The 17,788-nt window shown below is 72.1% G+C and carries 16 protein-coding genes; 9 read left to right on the plus strand and 7 right to left on the minus strand.

From position 1 onward, the window contains the following. Window positions 1-9 precede the first annotated feature (9 nt). The 4 genes from ACYQ77_RS38520 to ACYQ77_RS38535 all read right to left on the minus strand — a co-directional run bounded on the left by ACYQ77_RS38520 (window position 10) and on the right by ACYQ77_RS38535 (window position 3,477). On the minus strand, window positions 10-1,125 hold the full coding sequence (locus tag ACYQ77_RS38520; RefSeq protein WP_459721194.1) for an ABC transporter permease: 1,116 nt from the start codon (window positions 1,123-1,125) through the stop codon (window positions 10-12). A 65-nt stretch (window positions 1,126-1,190) separates the two neighbouring features. Further along, window positions 1,191-1,865 (minus strand): ABC transporter ATP-binding protein, encoded by a 675-nt coding sequence (locus tag ACYQ77_RS38525; RefSeq protein WP_459721042.1) that lies wholly within the window; start codon window positions 1,863-1,865, stop codon window positions 1,191-1,193. Next, the gene (locus tag ACYQ77_RS38530; protein WP_459721045.1) at window positions 1,862-2,926 is read right to left on the minus strand and encodes a peptidoglycan-binding protein; all 1,065 of its coding nucleotides are present in this window, start codon (window positions 2,924-2,926) and stop codon (window positions 1,862-1,864) included. Before ACYQ77_RS38530 ends, ACYQ77_RS38525 begins: the two co-directional genes overlap by 4 nt. Then, on the minus strand, window positions 2,923-3,477 hold the full coding sequence (locus tag ACYQ77_RS38535) for a hypothetical protein (protein WP_459721047.1): 555 nt from the start codon (window positions 3,475-3,477) through the stop codon (window positions 2,923-2,925). The genes ACYQ77_RS38530 and ACYQ77_RS38535 overlap by 4 nt, the downstream gene beginning before the upstream one ends. Before the next feature lie 111 nt (window positions 3,478-3,588). On the opposite strand from ACYQ77_RS38535, the gene ACYQ77_RS38540 reads away from it, so the two are divergent. The 5 genes from ACYQ77_RS38540 to sepH all read left to right on the plus strand — a co-directional run bounded on the left by ACYQ77_RS38540 (window position 3,589) and on the right by sepH (window position 9,385). Then, complete coding sequence (locus ACYQ77_RS38540) at window positions 3,589-4,257, plus strand: response regulator transcription factor (protein ID WP_459721049.1); 669 nt, start codon at window positions 3,589-3,591, stop codon at window positions 4,255-4,257. Next, the gene (locus ACYQ77_RS38545) at window positions 4,257-5,420 is read left to right on the plus strand and encodes a sensor histidine kinase (RefSeq protein WP_459721052.1); all 1,164 of its coding nucleotides are present in this window, start codon (window positions 4,257-4,259) and stop codon (window positions 5,418-5,420) included. Before ACYQ77_RS38540 ends, ACYQ77_RS38545 begins: the two co-directional genes overlap by 1 nt. A 54-nt stretch (window positions 5,421-5,474) precedes the next feature. Further along, window positions 5,475-6,599 (plus strand): phosphoserine transaminase, encoded by a 1,125-nt coding sequence (serC, locus tag ACYQ77_RS38550; RefSeq protein WP_459721054.1) that lies wholly within the window; start codon window positions 5,475-5,477, stop codon window positions 6,597-6,599. A 2-nt stretch (window positions 6,600-6,601) separates the two neighbouring features. Next, window positions 6,602-7,438, plus strand: coding sequence for a phosphoribosylaminoimidazolesuccinocarboxamide synthase (locus ACYQ77_RS38555; protein ID WP_459721057.1), 837 nt, complete (start codon window positions 6,602-6,604; stop codon window positions 7,436-7,438). Window positions 7,439-7,567: 129 nt separating this feature from the next. Continuing rightward, complete coding sequence (gene sepH / locus ACYQ77_RS38560; RefSeq protein ID WP_459721197.1) at window positions 7,568-9,385, plus strand: septation protein SepH; 1,818 nt, start codon at window positions 7,568-7,570, stop codon at window positions 9,383-9,385. A gap of 135 nt (window positions 9,386-9,520) precedes the next feature. Here the strand turns inward: sepH and ACYQ77_RS38565 are convergent, their stop codons facing one another. After that, the gene (locus ACYQ77_RS38565) at window positions 9,521-9,766 is read right to left on the minus strand and encodes a hypothetical protein (protein ID WP_459721059.1); all 246 of its coding nucleotides are present in this window, start codon (window positions 9,764-9,766) and stop codon (window positions 9,521-9,523) included. Between the two features lie 155 nt (window positions 9,767-9,921). Between ACYQ77_RS38565 and ACYQ77_RS38570 the strand changes: the two genes are divergently transcribed. From ACYQ77_RS38570 to ACYQ77_RS38580, 3 genes are all read left to right on the plus strand, one after another. Then, entirely contained in the window at window positions 9,922-11,706 is a 1,785-nt protein-coding gene (locus tag ACYQ77_RS38570; protein WP_459721062.1) for an ABC transporter ATP-binding protein, read from the plus strand. Between the two features lie 73 nt (window positions 11,707-11,779). Further along, complete coding sequence (locus ACYQ77_RS38575) at window positions 11,780-13,618, plus strand: ABC transporter ATP-binding protein (RefSeq protein WP_459721064.1); 1,839 nt, start codon at window positions 11,780-11,782, stop codon at window positions 13,616-13,618. Window positions 13,619-14,297: 679 nt separating this feature from the next. After that, window positions 14,298-14,714, plus strand: a complete 417-nt coding sequence (locus ACYQ77_RS38580; protein ID WP_459721067.1) for a DUF5959 family protein — start codon at window positions 14,298-14,300, stop codon at window positions 14,712-14,714. On the opposite strand, the gene ACYQ77_RS38585 is transcribed toward ACYQ77_RS38580, so the two are convergent. Beyond that, window positions 14,711-15,289 carry a DUF2537 domain-containing protein gene (locus ACYQ77_RS38585; protein ID WP_459721199.1) on the minus strand — a complete coding sequence of 193 codons (579 nt, stop codon included), beginning with the start codon at window positions 15,287-15,289 and terminating at the stop codon, window positions 14,711-14,713. The genes ACYQ77_RS38580 and ACYQ77_RS38585 overlap by 4 nt on opposite strands. A gap of 24 nt (window positions 15,290-15,313) precedes the next feature. Next, the gene (locus ACYQ77_RS38590; RefSeq protein WP_459721069.1) at window positions 15,314-16,093 is read right to left on the minus strand and encodes a TrmH family RNA methyltransferase; all 780 of its coding nucleotides are present in this window, start codon (window positions 16,091-16,093) and stop codon (window positions 15,314-15,316) included. A 178-nt stretch (window positions 16,094-16,271) separates the two neighbouring features. On the opposite strand from ACYQ77_RS38590, the gene ACYQ77_RS38595 reads away from it, so the two are divergent. Further along, a complete protein-coding gene (locus ACYQ77_RS38595) occupies window positions 16,272-17,768 on the plus strand; it encodes a glutamate--cysteine ligase (protein ID WP_459721072.1) in 1,497 nt (498 codons plus the stop codon). Window positions 17,769-17,788: the final 20 nt, after the last annotated feature.

The raw sequence follows: 17,788 nt of genomic DNA on the forward strand, positions 1-17,788 counted from the left end.
CCGGCATGGCTACGCCAAAGCTTCCGTCGGTGACAGCCGCGCCGCCCGCATGGCCGGGTAGGCGCCCGCGAGGGCGCCGACCACGGCCGCCACCGCCACCCCGCCCAGCAACGCCACCGGCGGGAACACCGCCGGCCAGTCCCGGGTGAGCGCGTACCCGGCGGTCACGCCGACCCCGACGACCACCCCGACGACCCCGCCGAGCAGCGACAACAGCACCGACTCGGCGAGGAACTGCCCGCGCACCTGCCGCCGCGACGCCCCGAGCGCCCGCCGCAGGCCGATCTCCCGCCGCCGTTCCAGCACCGAGATCACCATCGTGTTCGCGACCCCGACCCCGCCGACCAGCAGCGCCACCCCACCGAGCCCGAGGAAGAGCGCGCTGAACGACGTCTCCGTGTACCGCTGGGCGGCGAGTGCGTCCGACGGCCGCGACACCCGCACCTCCCCGGGCGCGGACGGGTTGATCGTCGCGCCCAGGACGCCACGCACGTCCTCCACGTACGCCTCGTCGGCCCGCACGTAGATCGTCGTCGGGTGCCCGTCGAAGCCGAGGTTCCGCGCGGTGGGCCACCCGATGAGCGCGGCCCGTTCGATCTCGGGCGCGAGCGGCATCGCCGACAGCACCCCGGCCACGGTGAACCACCGGCCGCCGAGCCACACCTGGTCACCCGCGCTCGCGCCGAGCCGCGTCGCGGCCACCGAGCCCAGCACGACCGCCGGGAAGTTCTCCGTGACCGGCGACAGGAAGCGGCCCTCGTGGAGGCTGCCCCGCAGCACCTTCAGCAGGTCGGTCCGCGCCGCCAGCACCGCGACGCCGGACGTCTCCTCCTCCGGCACCCGGTCGGTGCGCCGGACTGTGGCCTCGACGACCCCCGTCGCGGACACCGCGGTGACCGGGTCGATCCGCGCCACCATCGGCACCGCGGTCGGCGGCAGCGACGCGTCCTCACCCATGAGCGTCCGGCCGGGGGAGGCGGTGAGCAGGTTCGTGCCGAGCGTGGCGAGCTGGTCGCGCAGCGCCTGCCTGCTGGACGCGGGGATGGACACGACCGCCACCATCGCGGCGATGCCGATCCCGATGCCGAGCGCGGACAGCACCGCACGCAACGGCCTGGTCCGCATGCCGTGCGCGCCGAGCCTGCTCACGTCGGCGGGCCCGAGGCGACGGGGCTTGGGAAGGAGTGTCGTCACAGCGGCACCAGCCCCGTGTCCAGGCGGACCGCGCCGTCCAGCACTTCGATCCGCCGCGGCAAGGCGGCCGCCACCTCGCGGTCGTGCGTGACGATGACGACCGTCGAGCCGGCGTCCCGCAGGTCCAGCAGGAGCCGCAGGATCTCCGTCCCCGTGCGGCTGTCCAGGTTCCCCGTCGGTTCGTCCGCCAGCACCAGCGCGGGCTCGTTGACGATGGCCCGCGCGATCGCGACCCGCTGCCGCTCCCCGCCGGACAGCTCGGACGGCAGGTGCCACGCCCGGTGCGACAGCCCCACCTTGTCCAGCGCGGCCAGCGCCAGCCCGCGCCGCTCCCGCCCGGGCACCCCCGCGTACGTCAGCCCGGTCGCCACGTTGTCCACCGCCGGCTGCCCGGGGGTGAGGAAGAACTGCTGGAACACGAACCCGATCCACTCCGACCGCAGCGCCGACAGGCGGCGGTCGGACAACCGGCCCACGTCGTGCCCGTTGATCTCCACGGCACCCGACGACGGCCGGTCCAGCGTGCCCATGAGGTGCAGCAGCGTCGACTTGCCCGACCCGGACGGCCCGACGACCGCGACCAGCTCCCCCGCGCCGATCGACAGCGTCACCTCGCGCAGTGCCCGCACCCCGCCCGGGTACGTCCGCGTCACCTCCCGCAGCGCGATCACGACGTCGTCACCACCTTCATGCCCTCGGTGAGGCCGTCGCCGGACACCTCGACCAGCCCGTCCGCGAACAACCCGGTGCTGACCGGAACCAACTTCCCCGACGGCAGCTCGACCGCGTACCCGCCCTCGGCGAGCGCGAGCAGCGCCCCGACCGGCACGGCCAGCACGCCCTCGCGCGCCCCGGTGGTGACGACGACCTCGACCGAGCCGGAGTCCGCGGCGCCGACCGCCTTCATGTCGCCGATCGCGATGGTCGCCGTGTAGCCGGCGTCCTCGTCCGGCCGGTCCGCCGCGGGCGCCTGCGCCACCGCGGTGACCGTGCCCGGCACCTGCTTGCCGCCGACGGTCAGCGTGACCTTCGTGCCGACGGGCGCGAGGTCCTGCTGCGACGCCTCGAGCGCGGCGGTCACGGACCGCAGCGTGCCCGTGTAGTCGAGGATCGGCCCGGTCGCCTCGCCGCCGAGGGCGGCGGTCAGCGTGGCGACCCGGATCCTGCCGGGCACCACGACGACGTCGCCCAGCTCGACGGCCCCCGTCTCGTCGACGCCGAGCGACTCCTGCCAGTCCTCGATCGCGGCCGCGGTGCCGGCCGTGAACTCCTCGTCCGGCGTGCCGAACCCGGAAAAGCCCAGGTCACGAAGGTTCTCCTCGACCAGCCGCACGTCCGGCCCGTCGGTCATGCCCTTCTTGACCGGCCGGTACAGCGGCAACGTGCCCCGGAACAGCACGACCGGTTTCGCATCCACCTCGTAGACCACGTCACCGCGGTCCAGCACGGCGCCCTGTTTCGGCAGCGCGGTCACCGTGCCGGGGCGGCGGCCGTTCAGGGTCAGTGCGGTGCCGTAGCCCAGTTCCCCGGTCAGCACCTCCTTCTCCACCAGGTCGGTCCTGGTGACGGTCGCCGTCGCGGGCGGGTCCGGTGGCTCGGCGGCAGCGGCGGGCCGGTTGCCCAGCCTGGTCACGGCGACCGCCGCGCCGACCCCCAGCACCGCCAGCACGGTCAGGCCGGTCACCACCCAGCGCACCCGCCGCCTGCGCCGTGGCGTCTGCGGGCCGCTCACTTGCCACCACCCGTGGCCCCGGAGCCCTCCTCGTGGGAGGACACCGATCCCCTGCCGTCGGAGCACTCCGCCATGGCCTTGCGCATCTTCTCGTCGTCCGGCCCCGCGCCCTCGATCTGGATGCCGGGGTTGTCCATGGTCGGGTCCTTGACGTCGATGCCGTGGTCACGCAGGCACTGCGCCTCCTTGCGCATCCGGTCCAGGTCCTCCGGCGACGGCTTCGGCGGCTCACCGCCGTTGGGCATCAGGTGCCTGCACTCCTTGTCGGCCTTGTCGACCTTCGCCTTGTCGCCGCCGTTGATCGAGAGCCCGACGCCGCCGTCCTGCGACACCTCCGGGTCCGGCATGTCGACGCCGTGCTCACGCATGCACTTCGCGTACGCCCGCATCTGGTCCACGGCTTCGTCCGGGTCGTCGGCCTGCTCGGCCGAGGTCGGCGTGTTCGTCCCGGATATCGACGCGACCCCGTCCCCGTCCTTGTCCCCGGTCGCGCAGGCCGTGGCCAGCGTGCACAGACCGGCCAGCAGCGCGAGCCGCCATCGTGCGCCCATCTCGGGCCTCCCTTCGCTCGATGGCTGCGATTTCTACGGACCGGCCGATTCGGCGGCGCTAAGCGAAACCGCTTATCCCGGCCTTATGCCCCGGCGGCGCACACTGTCCGCATGCGGGTGCTGGTCGTGGAGGACGAGCAGCTCCTCGCGGACTCCGTCGCCGAGGGGTTGCGCAGGCTGTCGATGGCCGTCGACGTCTGCTACGACGGCGACGCCGCGCTGGAGCGGGTCGGTGTGCACGCCTACGACGTGGTCGTGCTCGACCGGGACCTCCCCGGCACGCACGGCGACGACGTGTGCCGTGCGCTGGTGCGGGCGGGCGGCGAGGCGAAGGTGCTGATGCTGACCGCCGCCACCGAGGTCATCGACCGGGTCGCCGGCCTGCAGCTCGGCGCCGACGACTACCTCACGAAGCCGTTCGCGTTCGCCGAGCTGGTCGCGCGGGTGCAGGCGCTGGGCCGGCGGGCCATGCCCGCCCTGCCGCCCGTGCTGGCACGCGCGGGCGTGGTGCTCGACCGGCCACGTCACCAGGCGTCACGGGACGGGCGGCACCTGCCGCTGTCGCGGAAGGAGTTCGCCGTGCTCGAGGTGCTCATGCGGGCCGAGGGCGCGGTGGTCAGCGCCGAGGACCTGCTCGAGAAGGCGTGGGACGAGCACGCCGACCCGTTCACCAACGCCGTCCGGGTGGCGGTCATGACGCTGCGCCGCAAGCTCGGCGACCCGCCGGTCATCGAGACCGTGCCCGGCGCGGGCTACCGGATGTCCGGGACGTCACCGTGATGCTCTCGGTGCGGACCCGCCTCGCACTGACCTTCGGCGGGCTGTTCCTGCTGGCGGGCGTCGTCCTGTTGCTCGTCAACTACGCGCTGGTCAGCCAGGCCCTGCCGCAGCCCGGCTCCTACGCGCAGAGCGTGGTCTCACCGCCCGGCAAGGAGGGCATGACCATCACCTACCAGCAGGTCGAGGGCTCGGTCAGCGGCTACCGCGAGTCCGCGATCCAGACCGTGCTGTGGATCTCCGGCATCGCGCTGGTGCTGGTCGGGGTCATGGCGGCGCTGCTCGGCTGGCTCATGGCGGGCCGTGTGATGCGTCCCGTCGAGCGGATCACCGCGACCGCGCGGCGGCTCGAGGCCGAGCGGCTGGACCGGCGGATCAACCTCGACGGCCCGCACGACGAGCTGAAGGAGCTGGCCGACACGTTCGACGGCATGCTCGACCGGCTCGCCGCCTCGTTCGACAGCCAGCGCCGGTTCGTCGCCAACGCTTCCCACGAGCTGCGCACCCCGCTCGCCGTGCAGCGCACGATCGTGGAGGTCGCGATGGCCGACCCGGCCGCGAGCCCTGACCTGGTGCGACTGGGCACGCACCTGCTCCACACCAACGAGCGAACCGAGCGCCTGATCGAAGGACTTCTGGTGCTCGCACGCAGTGACCGCGGGTTGACCGGCCGGCAGCTCGTCCGGCTCGACCACGTCGTGGCGTCCGTGCTCGACGGGGCGCGGCGCCTGTCCGACGAGGCGGGGGTGGTGGTGGCGTCCCGGCTCGCGCCGAGGGTCGTCGCCGGCGACCCCGTGCTGCTGGAAAGGCTGGTCACGAACCTCGTCCACAACGGGATCCACTACAACGAGCCGGGCGGCTCCCTGCTGGTCGAGGTCGGCGAGTGGCCGGCGCTGGTGGTCGCCAACAGCGGCCCGCACGTGCCGCCGGACGCGGTCGCGGGCCTGTTCGAGCCGTTCCGCAGGCTCGACGCGGACCGCACGTCGCACCGGGCGGGCGCGGGACTGGGCCTGTCGATCGTCCGCTCGGTCGCGCACGCCCACGACGGCGAGGTGACGGCGGTGCCGAATCCCGGCGGCGGCCTGCGCGTGAGCGTGAAGTTGCCGTTCCAGCAGGTGGGAGTAAGCGACCCCCCCGTCGCGCTCGGGGCGCATGGAGGAGACTGAAGGCGGCAACGGCGCCTGCAGACACCCCTCACCACGTGGAGAGAAGCCGTCCCGATGACGCAGACCTCGACCGACCTCGTGCTTCCCGCCGACCTCAAACCCGCCGACGGCCGCTTCGGTTCCGGCCCCTCCAAGGTGCGCCCCGAGCAGCTGGCCCGCCTCGCCGCCGACGGCGCGGCCGTCATGGGCACGTCCCACCGCCAGAAGCCGGTGAAGTCCCTGGTCGGCCGCGTCCGCTCCGGGCTGCGGGACCTGTTCTCCCTGCCGGACGGCTACGAGGTCGTGCTCGGCAACGGCGGCACCACGGCGTTCTGGGACGCGCTGGCGTTCGGGCTGGTCCGCGAGCAGGCGCAGGCGTTCACGTTCGGTGAGTTCTCCTCGAAGTTCGCCAAGGCCGTGACCACGCCGTTCCTCAAGGAACCGGTGGTCACCAAGGCCGAGCCGGGCACCGCGCCCGAGATCGTCTACAGCGCGGGCGCCGACGTGGTCGGCTGGGCCCACAACGAGACCTCGACCGGTGTCGCCGTGCCGGTGGCCCGCCCCGACGGCGCCGACCAGGCGCTGGTCGCGATCGACGCGACGTCCGCGGCCGCCGGTCTCCCGGTCAAGGCCGAGGACTACGACGTCTACTACTTCGCCCCGCAGAAGGGCTTCGCCTCCGACGGCGGCCTGTGGATCGCGCTGATGAGCCCGGTCGCGCTGGAGCGGATCGGCGAGATCGGCGCGAGCGGCCGCTGGGTGCCGGAGTTCCTGTCGCTGCCGACGGCGCTCGAGAACTCGCTCAAGGACCAGACGTACAACACGCCCGCCATCGCCACGCTGTACCTGATGGCCGAGCAGATCGACTGGATGCTGGGCAACGGCGGTCTGGCGTGGACGACCGGCCGGTCCGCCGACTCGGCGGCGCGCCTGTACGAGTGGGCGGACGCCTCGTCGTTCGCGTCGCCGTACGTGGCCGACCCGGCCCACCGGTCCAACGTGGTCGGCACGATCGACTTCGCCGAGGGCACGGACGCGGCGGCCATCGCCAAGGCGCTGCGCGCGAACGGCGTCGTCGACGTCGAGCCGTACCGCAAGCTGGGCCGCAACCAGCTGCGCGTCGCGATGTACCCGGCCGTCGAGCCGGACGACGTCACCGCGCTGACGAAGTGCATCGACTGGCTGGTGGAGCGCATCTAGTCATGCAGCACGTGTACAGCGGCAAGGTCCGCGAGATCTACACGGACGGCGACGACCTGCTGCTGGTGGCCTCGGATCGGGTGTCGGTGTACGACGTCGTGCTGCCGACCCCGATCCCGGACAAGGGCGCGCTGCTCACGCAGCTGTCCGTGTGGTGGTTCGGCCGGCTCGGTGACATCGTGCCGAACCACCTGGTGTCGGCGACGGACGTGCCCGCCGAGTTCGCGGGCCGCGCGATCCGCTGCCGCCGCCTGGAGATGGTGCCGTTCGAGTGCATCGCCCGCGGCTACCTCGCGGGTTCCGGCCTGAAGGAGTACCAGGCCACGGGCGCGATCTCCGGTGTCGAGCTGCCGCGCGGCCTCGTCGAGGGCTCCCGCCTGCCCGAGCCGGTCTTCACGCCGACCACCAAGGTCTCCGACGGCGGCCACGACGCCCCGGCCACGTTCGACGATGTGGCCGCGGCCGTCGGCCTGTCCACGGCGACCCGCCTGCGCGACCTGACCCTCGAGGTCTACGCGCGCGGCGCGGCGCGGGCGGCGGAGAAGGGGATCATCGTCGCGGACACCAAGCTGGAGTTCGGCACGGACGACGACGGCGAGCTGACGCTGGCCGACGAGGTGCTGACCCCGGACTCGTCCCGGTTCTGGCCCGCGTCCGAATGGGAGCCCGGGCGCCCGCAACACGCGTACGACAAGCAGTTCGTCCGCGACTGGGCGGCCGGCACCGGCTGGGACAAGAACCCGCCCGCGCCGGAGATCCCGGCCGACGTGGTGACCGCCACGCGGGCCAGGTACGTCGAGGCGTACGAGAAGATCACCGGCTTGACCTGGCGTGCGTGAACCCGAACCGGCAAGATCGGTGGGAACAGAGGCACGTTACTCGGCGCGCCTAGCACGTCAAGGCGACCCGCCGATCTAACGTGGGCAGCTGGCGAGGTGAAGTCTGTTCTGACGCTCGAGGAGGCCGCGATGCGTGCGCTGCGGGTCGTCGGACTCGGAGAGGATGGCAAGATCGTCATCCTCGAGTCCGACCGCGGCGAGCGCTTTCAGATCCCCGCGGACGAACGTTTGCGTGCGGCGGCCAGAGGAGACATCACCCGACTCGGCCAGATCGCCATCGAGCTGGAGAGCCAGATGCGTCCTCGTGAGATCCAGTCCCGCATCCGTGCGGGAGAGTCAGTTGAGCAGGTCGCGGCAGCGGCCGGCGTGCCGCCCGAGCGGGTCGAGCGGTTCGCGTACCCGGTGCTGCTCGAGCGATCCCGCACTGCTGAGCTGGCCCAGCGGGCGCACCCGGTCCGCGAGGACGGGCCGGACGTCCAGGAGCTCGGCGAGGTCGTCGCGCAGGCGTTCGCCGCCCGCGGCCAGGACTACGGCGCGGCCGTGTGGGACTCGTGGAAGGGCGAGGACGGCAAGTGGGTCGTCCAGCTCACGTGGACCGCGGGCCGCTCCAACAACCACGCGCACTGGTCGTTCCACCCCGGCGCCCACGGCGGCACGGTCACGCCGCTGGACGACCACGCCCTCGACCTGCTGGACCCGAACCCGAACCGCGGCCTGCGCACGGTCCGCCCGGTGACGGAGCTGGCCGCGCAGGCACTGCAGGTGGCGGAGCCCCGCCGCCAGGCGGTCAACGGCGGCGAGCCCCCTCGGCGCGTCGAGGAGCCGGACTACGTCCAGGACTTCGAGCTGACCGACGACGCCTCGGCCCCGGTCGGCCTGGTCGAGCAGCAGGAACTGCCGGTCGGCGACCCGTACGACCGCGGCTACCCGCGCGACTACCGCCCGGAGCGCCGCGCCGAGCCGGAGTCGTACCGCGAGCCGTACCGGGGTGACCGGTACCGCCAGGAGTCGGAGCAGTACCGCCCGGCCGAGCCCGCCCGCCGGTCCGAGGACGCCGACCGCCGCCCGGCGGAACCCGCACGTCAGGAGAGCGCGGCGGAGTCCGTCCGCGAGCCGGAGACCGCACGGGTGGCCGAGCACCCGCGCCGCACCGAGCCTGCCCGCCAGCCCGAACCGGCGAGCCGGCCCGAGCCCACCCGGCAGCCCGAGTCGTCGCGCCAGGCCGAGTCGTCGCGCCAGGCCGAGCCGTCTCGCCAGGCCGAGCCGTCGCGCCAGACCGACCGCGCACCCGAGCCCGCCCGCCAGACCGAACCGACGCGCGAGGTGGAGCGCGCCCCCGAGCCCGTCCGCCAGGCGGAGCGCGCGCCGGTCCGCGAGCCCGCCCGCCAGAGCGAGCTCACCTACGAGTCCGAACCCGCTCACCAGGCGGAACCCGCCCGCGAGGCGGAGCCCGCCCGCGAGCAGGCCCGCGAGACCGAGGCCGCCCGCCACACCGAGCCGGTCCCCGCGCCCGAGCCTGCCGAGCGGCCGGAACCGGCCGCGGCGACGGCGACGAACGAGGCCCCGGCCACCCCTGCTTCCCCGCCGTCCCCACCGGTGAAGGAACCCGCCCAGCCGCGCTCAGCGCGCCCGACCATGCCGACCATCCCAGAAGAGCAGGCAGTTTCCGCGACGCGCACCTCCTCGCGCCCGGCGGAAACGCCCGCCCCGGCCGCGGCGAGCACCGCCTCGCCGGCAGCGAGCCCGGCCGCACCAGCAGAAGAAGAGGAGCCCGCGCGCTCAACCATGCCCGCGACCGAAGAAACCACAGAGGAAACCCCAGCCGCGAAGGCGGACCCAACCCCGCCCCCGGCTCCGGCCACCCCACCCCGCAAGAAGGGCCGCAAGGCCCGCCCGAGCGTCCCCAGCTGGGAAGACGTCCTCCTGGGCACCCGCAGCAACCGCTGACCCCCGCGAGTCACGCTCTCGAACACCGCGAGTCACGCTCTCGCGCACACCGAGTTGCCGGTTTCGTGCACATCACGACCTGCACGAAACTGACAACTCGATGTGCCTGCGAGCGTGACTCGCGGTGTTCGGGGGTCAGACGCGGCCTGCTCGTGGGACCTCGTTCAGCAGGTGCAGCGGCCAGCCCTGGTGTTCGCACCAGTCCTCCGCCTCCTCGCGGCTGAGCCACGTCGTGCCGCGGGGCCGCTCCGTGCGCAGGCGGGTCCACCCGTCCGGCGCGAGCACGTGCAGCGCCCCCTCCCGCAGCGCGAGCAACCGCCCCTCCGGGAACGCCATCGTCGCCTGGGTGCGCAGGAACCGCACCTCTTCCGGTCGCGTCATGTCCGAATGATCCCGCAGCCTTGACCTCCACCGCACTGGAGGTCGCACGCTGGCGGGAGACAGCTTCGACGTTTCGCCACCGCAAGCTCCGCGAAAACCAGATGCCGCGCAGGGGACCACTCGCCTACCGTCGAGAGCGGCACCGTGGGGAGATCATGAGCACAACTCAGTCACATCAACCTGCCCGCAGCACGAACATCGCAGCTCTGCGGCGTCTCGGCGCCTACCTCCGACCGGTCCGCGGCCGCATGATCGGCTCCGGCACCGCGGTCTTCGGCTCGATGCTCTGCGGGCTCACCATCCCGCTGCTGATCCAGCGGATCCTCGACGGCCCGGTCGCCGGCCGGGACACCACCCAACTCACCTGGCTGATCATCGCCATCGCCGTGCTGGGCACCGGCGAGGCGGTGCTGTTCTACACGCGGCGGCGCCTGATCGCCGGTCCCAGCACGTCGGTGGAGGCGCGGCTCCGGGACGACCTGTACCACCACCTGCAGCGCCTGCCGATCGCCTTCCACGACCGGTGGCAGTCCGGGCAGCTGCTGTCGCGCGCGGTGTCGGACCTGTCGACGCTGCGCCGGTTCATCGCGTTCGCGTTGATCTTCCTGGTCGTCAACACGGTCACGCTGGTCGTCGGCCTCGTCGTCCTGTTCGTCCTGTCGCCGGTCCTCGGCATCATCTCGCTGGCGTGCGCGGCGCCGCTGGTGCTGATCTCGACGCTGTACGAGTCGAAGTACGCCGTCCTCGCGCGCCGCGCGCAGGACCAGAACGGCGACCTCGCCACGACCGTCGAGGAGTCGGTGCTGGGCATCCGCGTGCTGAAGGCGTTCGGCCGCGGCCGCCACCTCGCCGACCGGTTCGCCGCCGACGCCAAGGCGCTGCGGGCGACCGAGCTGCGCAAGGTCCACGTCATCGGCCTGCTCTGGGCGGCGATCATCGTGCTGCCGGAGATCGCGATCGGCGGGCAGCTGCTGTTCGGCACGTTCGCGATCGTCGACGGCACGATGACGGTCGGCACCCTGGTCGCGGGCGTCACCGTCGCCACCTACCTGCGCTGGCCGACCGACTCGATCGGCTGGCTGCTCGCCGAGACCAACCAGGCCGCGACCGCCGCCGCCCGGTACTGGGAGGTGCGCGACGCCGAGGTGACGATCACCGACCCGCCCGCGCCACGCCCGCTGCCGGCGCCGCTGCGCGGGCACGTGCGGTTCGAGAACGTCCGCTTCGCCTACCCCGGCAGCGACGAGGAGGTGCTCCGCGGCGTCACGCTGGACCTGCGCCCGGGCGAGACGGTCGCGCTGGTCGGCGCCACCGGCACGGGCAAGACGACGTTGACCGCGCTGGTCGGCAGGCTCGCGGACGTCACCGGCGGGCGGATCACCGTGGACGGCGTCGACGTGCGCGACCTGGCGCTCGCCGACCTGCGGACCGCGGTCTCGACCGCGTTCGAGGAGCCGGTGCTGTTCTCGGCGAGCGTGCGCGAGAACGTGGCGCTGGGCGCGGCCGACGCGACGGAGGCCGACGTGCGCCAGGCGCTGCGGGTGGCGTCGGCGGACTTCGTCGAGGACCTGCCGTGGGGCCTGGACACGCGGATCGGCGAGCAGGGCCTGTCCCTGTCGGGCGGTCAGCGGCAGCGGCTGGCGCTGGCCCGCGCGGTCGTCGGCAGGCCCGCGGTGCTGGTGCTGGACGACCCGCTGTCCGCATTGGACGTCCACACGGAAGCGGAGGTGGAGCACGCGCTGCGCAGCGTGCTGACCGACGTGACCGCGCTCGTGGTGGCGCACCGCCCGAGCACCGTGCAGCTCGCCGACCGGGTCGCGATGCTCGCCGACGGCCGCATCGCCGCGGTGGGCAGGCACTCGGAACTCCTCGCCACGAACCGGGAGTACCGCGCCCTGCTGTCCACGATGGACGACGAACCGAGCGAGGTGGTCGCGTGAGCGGAGCTTGCGGAGCGAACCATCGGACACAGGGCGACCGCGAGCGGCCGCTCGGAGCCTGCGAGGAGCGGTCGTGAGCACCACGACGACGGAAGAGGAATGGCGGGGTGTAGCGGCCGAGGACAACGAGGAGATCGACGCGCTCGTCGGCGCCCGCCTGCAGGCGCGGTCGCGGCTGTTGCTGACGTCGCTCGTGCGCCCGCGGCTGGGCATCGCGCTGCTGGCGTTCGGCCTCGTGGTCCTCGAGAACGTGCTGATGCTGGTGGGTCCGCTGGTGATCGCGATCGCCATCGACACCGGCATCCCGGACGCGGTGGACGGCGACACGACGGTGCTCGCCTGGTGCGTCGGCGCCTACCTGCTGTCGGGCGTCGGCGCCGCGGGCACGAGGTTCGCGTTCCTGAAGGTCGCGGGCCGGTTCGGCCAGGACGTGCTCCTCGACCTGCGGCAACGGGTCTTCCGGCACGCGCAGCGGCTGTCGATCTCGTTCCACGAGAAGTACACGTCCGGCAAGGTCATCTCCCGGATGACCAGCGACATCGACTCGCTGCACGACCTGCTCGAGGACGGCCTGGACGGCCTGCTCACCGCGGTCCTGTCGGTGTTCGGCATCGCGATCGTGCTGCTGGTGCTGGACGCGCCGCTGGCGTTGATCGTGCTGGCGGGCCTCGTGCCGCTGATCTGGGTGACGCGCTGGTTCTACGTCCGGTCACGGCACGCGTACCGCGACACCCGCGGCGCCATCGCGAAGATCATCGTGCAGTTCGTGGAGACCATGAACGGCATGCGCGCGGTCCAGGCGTTCCGCCGCGAGCCCCGCAACGAGACGATCATGGCGAAGCTCGACGACCGCTTCCGCGCGGCCAACAAGGAAGCCCTGATCGTGGTCGCCCGCTTCACGATGACCGTGCGGTGGGTGGGCAACGTGACGCTGGCGGTCGTGCTGGCGATCGGCGCGGTCCGCGTGGTCGACGGCGGTTTGGAGCTGGGTGTGCTGACGGCGTTCATGCTGTACCTGCGCCGCTTCTACGACCCGCTGGACGAGCTGGCGATGTTCGCGAACTCGTACACGTCGGCGATCGCGGCACTGGAGAAGATCTCCGGCGTCCTGGAGGAGGAGCCGACGGTCGTCGAACCAGCGGACCCGAAGCCGCTACCGCCCAGGACGACAGGCCGGGCGATCGACTTCGACCAGGTGGAGTTCCGCTACTCCCCGACCACCCCGGTGGTCCTGCCGAGGTTCGACCTGCACATCCCCGCGGGCCAGACGGTGGCGCTGGTGGGTGCGACGGGAGCGGGCAAGTCAACACTGGCGAAGCTGGTGGGCCGCTTCTACGACCCGTCGCAGGGCGAGGTGAAGATCGACGGCGTGGGCCTGGCGGAGGTGGCGGACGAGGCGCTGCGCCACGAGGTGGTCACGGTGACCCAGGAGAACTTCCTGTTCGCGGGCACGGTGGCGGACAACATCGCACTGGGCCGCCCGGGAGCCACCCGAGCGGAGATCGAGTCGGCGGCAGCCGCGGTGGGCGCACATGAGTTCATCGCCGCACTTCCCGACGGCTACGACACAGACGTCCGCAAACGCGGCGGCAGGCTGTCGGCGGGCCAACGGCAGATGGTCGCGTTCGCGAGGGCGTTCCTGGCGGACCCGTCGGTGCTCGTACTGGACGAGGCAACGTCAAGCCTGGACGTGCCGACAGAGCGAGCCGTGCAGCGGGCCCTGGAGTCGGTACTGGCGGACCGCACGGCGCTGATCATCGCCCACCGCCTGTCCACGGTCCTGATCGCCGACCGAGTACTGGTGGTCGAGGGCGGCAGAATCGTGGAGGACGGCTCCCCGGAGGAGCTGATCGAGGGCAGAGGCGGCCGCTTCGCGGCACTGCACCGCACGTGGCTGGAGTCCCTGGCCTGACGCGAGAGCGGTTGCGCCGGATCCACGCGGCATTGGAGAAGGGCTGGCACCCAGAAGCACGAGGCGGCACCTTCACACCGCCAACCTGACCAGCACCAGGTGAAAGCCTCCGAACGGGCGCGAGCCCACCACACCACAAGGGACTGCCTGCCATCCCGTCGACCTGGCGAAGCCCGATCACACCGGGTCAAGGGGGCCCGAAGCACGACCCAACCCCGCACCCAAGCCGGCGGGCCCCCTTGACGCGGTGTGATAGCCCGTGGGAGGTCGACGGGATGGCAGGCAGACCACTCAACAGCAGTCCTTGCCAACCCAACCCCGTGCAAGACCCCCGCCATCCCGGAGACCAGCCCGTCCGGCGAGGACCCCCCGGAGGGAAAAACCCACAACAAGGCCAACCACCAAGCCCGGGACACACAAACCGCCACAACGGCACTGACCAGCGAAAACCGAAAGAAAACCGCGGCCCCAGTACGTACGGGCAGCCCCCACCACTCCCGGGGGCACCCCGCTGTCCAGTCTACCGGTGACCCCCGACAGGGGGACGGATGTCGATCTTGGCTGTGGACAACCCAGGCACCTGTGGACAACCCCCACAGCGCACAACCGAAATGTCAGCCCCCTCTGGAAGACTGGACTGCCGGGGGCCGGAGGCCGGAACACAACCTGGGGAGCGCGCATGGCCGACGGCCCGATCGACCTCATCCGCCTGGAAGGGCACGGCAACAAGATCGTCCTCCGCATCACCGGGCCGCTGCCCGACATGTCCGGACCGGCGCTGGCGGGCGAGTTCCAGGTGGAGACCCCGTTCGTCCGGGGCAGCCTGCACGCGTGGTTCTCCCCCGCCGACCTCTGGGAGTGGCGCGACGCGCTCGACGCCCTCGACGCGGGCGAGGACGTCGTCTGGCGCGCGGACATCCCCGGCGCCTCGGTCTTCGTCGAACGTGTCCCCGGCCAGGACCTCGCCCTCTTCACGATCAAGGACGACGAGGCCGCGGCCACGGCGGTGACGGTGACCGTCCCCATGCCCGACCCGTGGTTCGACGACGCCTACGAGCGCCTCGACCTCGTCTGGAAGACCTGGCCGCAGGACTAGAACAGCACGAACGGCAGCGCCAGCCACGCGACGCCGATGCCGACCGCCACGCCGTAGGCGACCCACCGCCAGATCGGCTGCCGGTGGATGAGCCACAGCGACGGCAGCAGCCCCGCCGTCACGACCACGTTCGACGCGAGTGCCAGCAGCGAGTACGTCTCCGCCAGCGTGACCGCCAGCGTCACCACGGTCACGACCACCAGCACCGCGCTGGCCGCCGACACCGTCAGCCCCGGCAGCCACGGTGTCGGCTCCGGCGGCCGCGGCGGCACGGGTGCGGGCGCGGGTCCCGGCACCGGCTCGACCACCGACTCCGCGCCCGACAACGGGTCGACGTACCGGACGACGACCCCCAACGACGTCGCGACGCGCCCGGCCAGCTGCAGCCCTCGCCGCGACACGACCGCGCCCGCGGCGGTCCCCGGCTCGGCGCGCCGGACCGCGGCCGCCACCTTCGCCCACTCGTGGAGCGCGTCGGTCAGCTCGGCGCCCAGCGGCAGACGGCCCGGCTCGGTGACCGCGACACCGTCGTCACCGATCAGGACCGCACGCTCGCCGTTCGCGCGCAGCTGTATCCCCGACATCGACACCTTCCGAAACTATCGGCCCGCCCCGAGAGCGTAGAAGGCGACCGCACCCGCGGTCGCCACATTGAGTGAGTCGACGCCACCCGCCATGGGGATCTTCACCGCCACGTCCGCGGCCGCGATCGCCTCCGGCGTGAGCCCCGGCCCCTCCGACCCGAGCATCACCGCGGCCTTCGCGGGCGGCTCGACCGACGACAGGTCAGCCGCCCCGGACGGCGTGAGCGCCATCACAGTGAAGCCGTTGTCCTGCAACAGTTTCAGCCCGTCCGGCCACGGCGAGAGCGTCGTGAAGGGGACAGCGAGCACGTGTCCCATGGAGACACGGACGCTGCGCCGGTACAGCGGGTCGCTGCAGCCCGCGCCGAGCAGCACGCCGTCGACGCCGAGCGCGGCGGCGTTGCGGAACAGCGCGCCGAGGTTCTCGTGGTCGCCGACGCCCTCCAGCACGGCCAGCCGGCGCGCACCGTCTAACACGGACGAAACAGACAGCGGCTCGGGCCGGTCGGCCATCGCGAGCACCCCGCGGTTGAGGTGGAAGCCGATCACCTCGGCCATCACCTCGGCGGTCGTCACGTACACCGGCGCGTCGACCGGCGGCAGGGTCTCGAGCTTCCGCCGGACGCCGAGCATCGACCGCACCGGGTAGCGCGACGCGAGCATGCGACCCACGGCGATCGTGCCCTCCGCGATCACCAGCCCCAGCCCGCCGGGCCGGTCGGGTCGGCGGTCGGCGGTGCGGAGGAAGCGGTACTCGTCGAGCCGCGGGTCGTCGGGGTCGGTCACCTCAATCACGCAATCATGGTTCCACACCGTGAGAAAGTGTTACGTGAGGCACACACATGTCTTGCTCTGCGTAACAACGGAAGTGAAACGATGCACCTTTTTGGCCCCTAGTAACAGCTTCCGCCGTGTGTAACGGTTGAACTTCCCGCGCACACGCCGACTGCTCGGATCGGCTGGGAGGGGCGGTATGGGACAGGATGTCGCGGCCGGCACGTTCGATCGCTCGGCTCGCCAGCGTTACCGCTTGAAGGTCCAGCGTTGTCTGGACGCCCTCGCGAGAATGCTCACCGAGGGCGGTTTCTCCACGTCACCACCGCGGATAGGGCTCGAGGTCGAACTGAACCTGGTCGACGACGGGCTGCAGCCCGCGATGGCCAACACCGTGGTGCTGGAGAAGCTCGACGACCCGTCGTTCACGACGGAGCTGGGTCAGCACAACCTGGAACTGAACGTGCTGCCCCGGCCACTGTCCGGTGACGAGGCGAGCAGGCTGGAGACGGAGCTGCGCACGTCGCTGACCGACGCGAACCTCAAGGCACAGGACGCGGGCGCCACGCTGGTGATGATCGGCATGCTGCCGACGTTGCGGAGCGAGCACTTCAAGGCGCGCTGGCTGTCGACCAACGCGCGGTACTCCCGGCTGAACGACCAGATCTTCGCCGCGCGCGGCGAGGACATGGTGCTGTCCATGGAAGGCCCGGCGATCCCGGGCCAGCGCGGCGAACGGCTGCGCAGCTCCGCGGACTCGATCCTGCCGGAGTCGGCGTGCACGTCGGCGCAGCTGCACCTCCAGGTGCCGCCGGAGGAGTTCGCGTCCCATTGGAACGCGGCGCAGTGCCTCGCGGGCGTCCAGGTGGCAATTGCCGCCAATTCGCCGTTCCTGTTGCGCAAGGCACTGTGGCACGAGACCCGGATTCCCTTGTTCCAGCAGGCAACTGACACCCGGCCGGAGGAACTGAAGAACCAGGGCGTGCGCCCGCGCGTGTGGTTCGGGGAGCGGTGGATCACGTCGATCTTCGACCTGTTCGAGGAGAACGTGCGCTACTTCCCCGGCCTGCTACCGGAAATCGACGACGAGGACCCCATCGAGGCGCTGGACTCCGGCAAGGCGCCGAAGCTCGCGGAGCTGCGCCTGCACAACGGCACCATCTGGCGCTGGAACCGCCCGGTCTACGACGTGGTCGACGGCGTCCCGCACCTGCGCGTCGAGAACCGCGTGCTCCCGGCGGGCCCGACGCCGGTGGACCTGATCGCGAACGCGGCGTTCTTCTACGGCGCGCAACGCGCCCTGGCGACGGCCGAACGTCCGGTGTGGACGCAGATGTCGTTCCAGGCGGCGGAGGAGAACCTGTACGCGGGCGCCCGGCACGCGTTCGACGCGCAGCTGTACTGGCCGGGCATCGGCTGGGTCCCGCCGGACGAGCTGGTGCTGCGCCGCCTGCTGCCGATGGCGCACGACGGGCTGCGCGAGTGCGGCGTGTCGGACGCCGTGCGGGAGCGGTACCTCGGCGTGATCGAGCAGCGGTGCCTCGCACAGCGCACCGGCTCGACGTGGCAGCGGGAGACGGTCGCGAGCCTGGAGGCCGGCGGCCTGGACCGCGACGCGGCGCTGGTCGGCATGCTCCACCGGTACGTGGAGCTGTCGGCCACGAACGAGCCGGTCCACACGTGGGCGGTCGTCTGATCCGCGGGAAACTCACTGAA

This window comes from Actinophytocola sp. KF-1 (assembly GCF_054661535.1).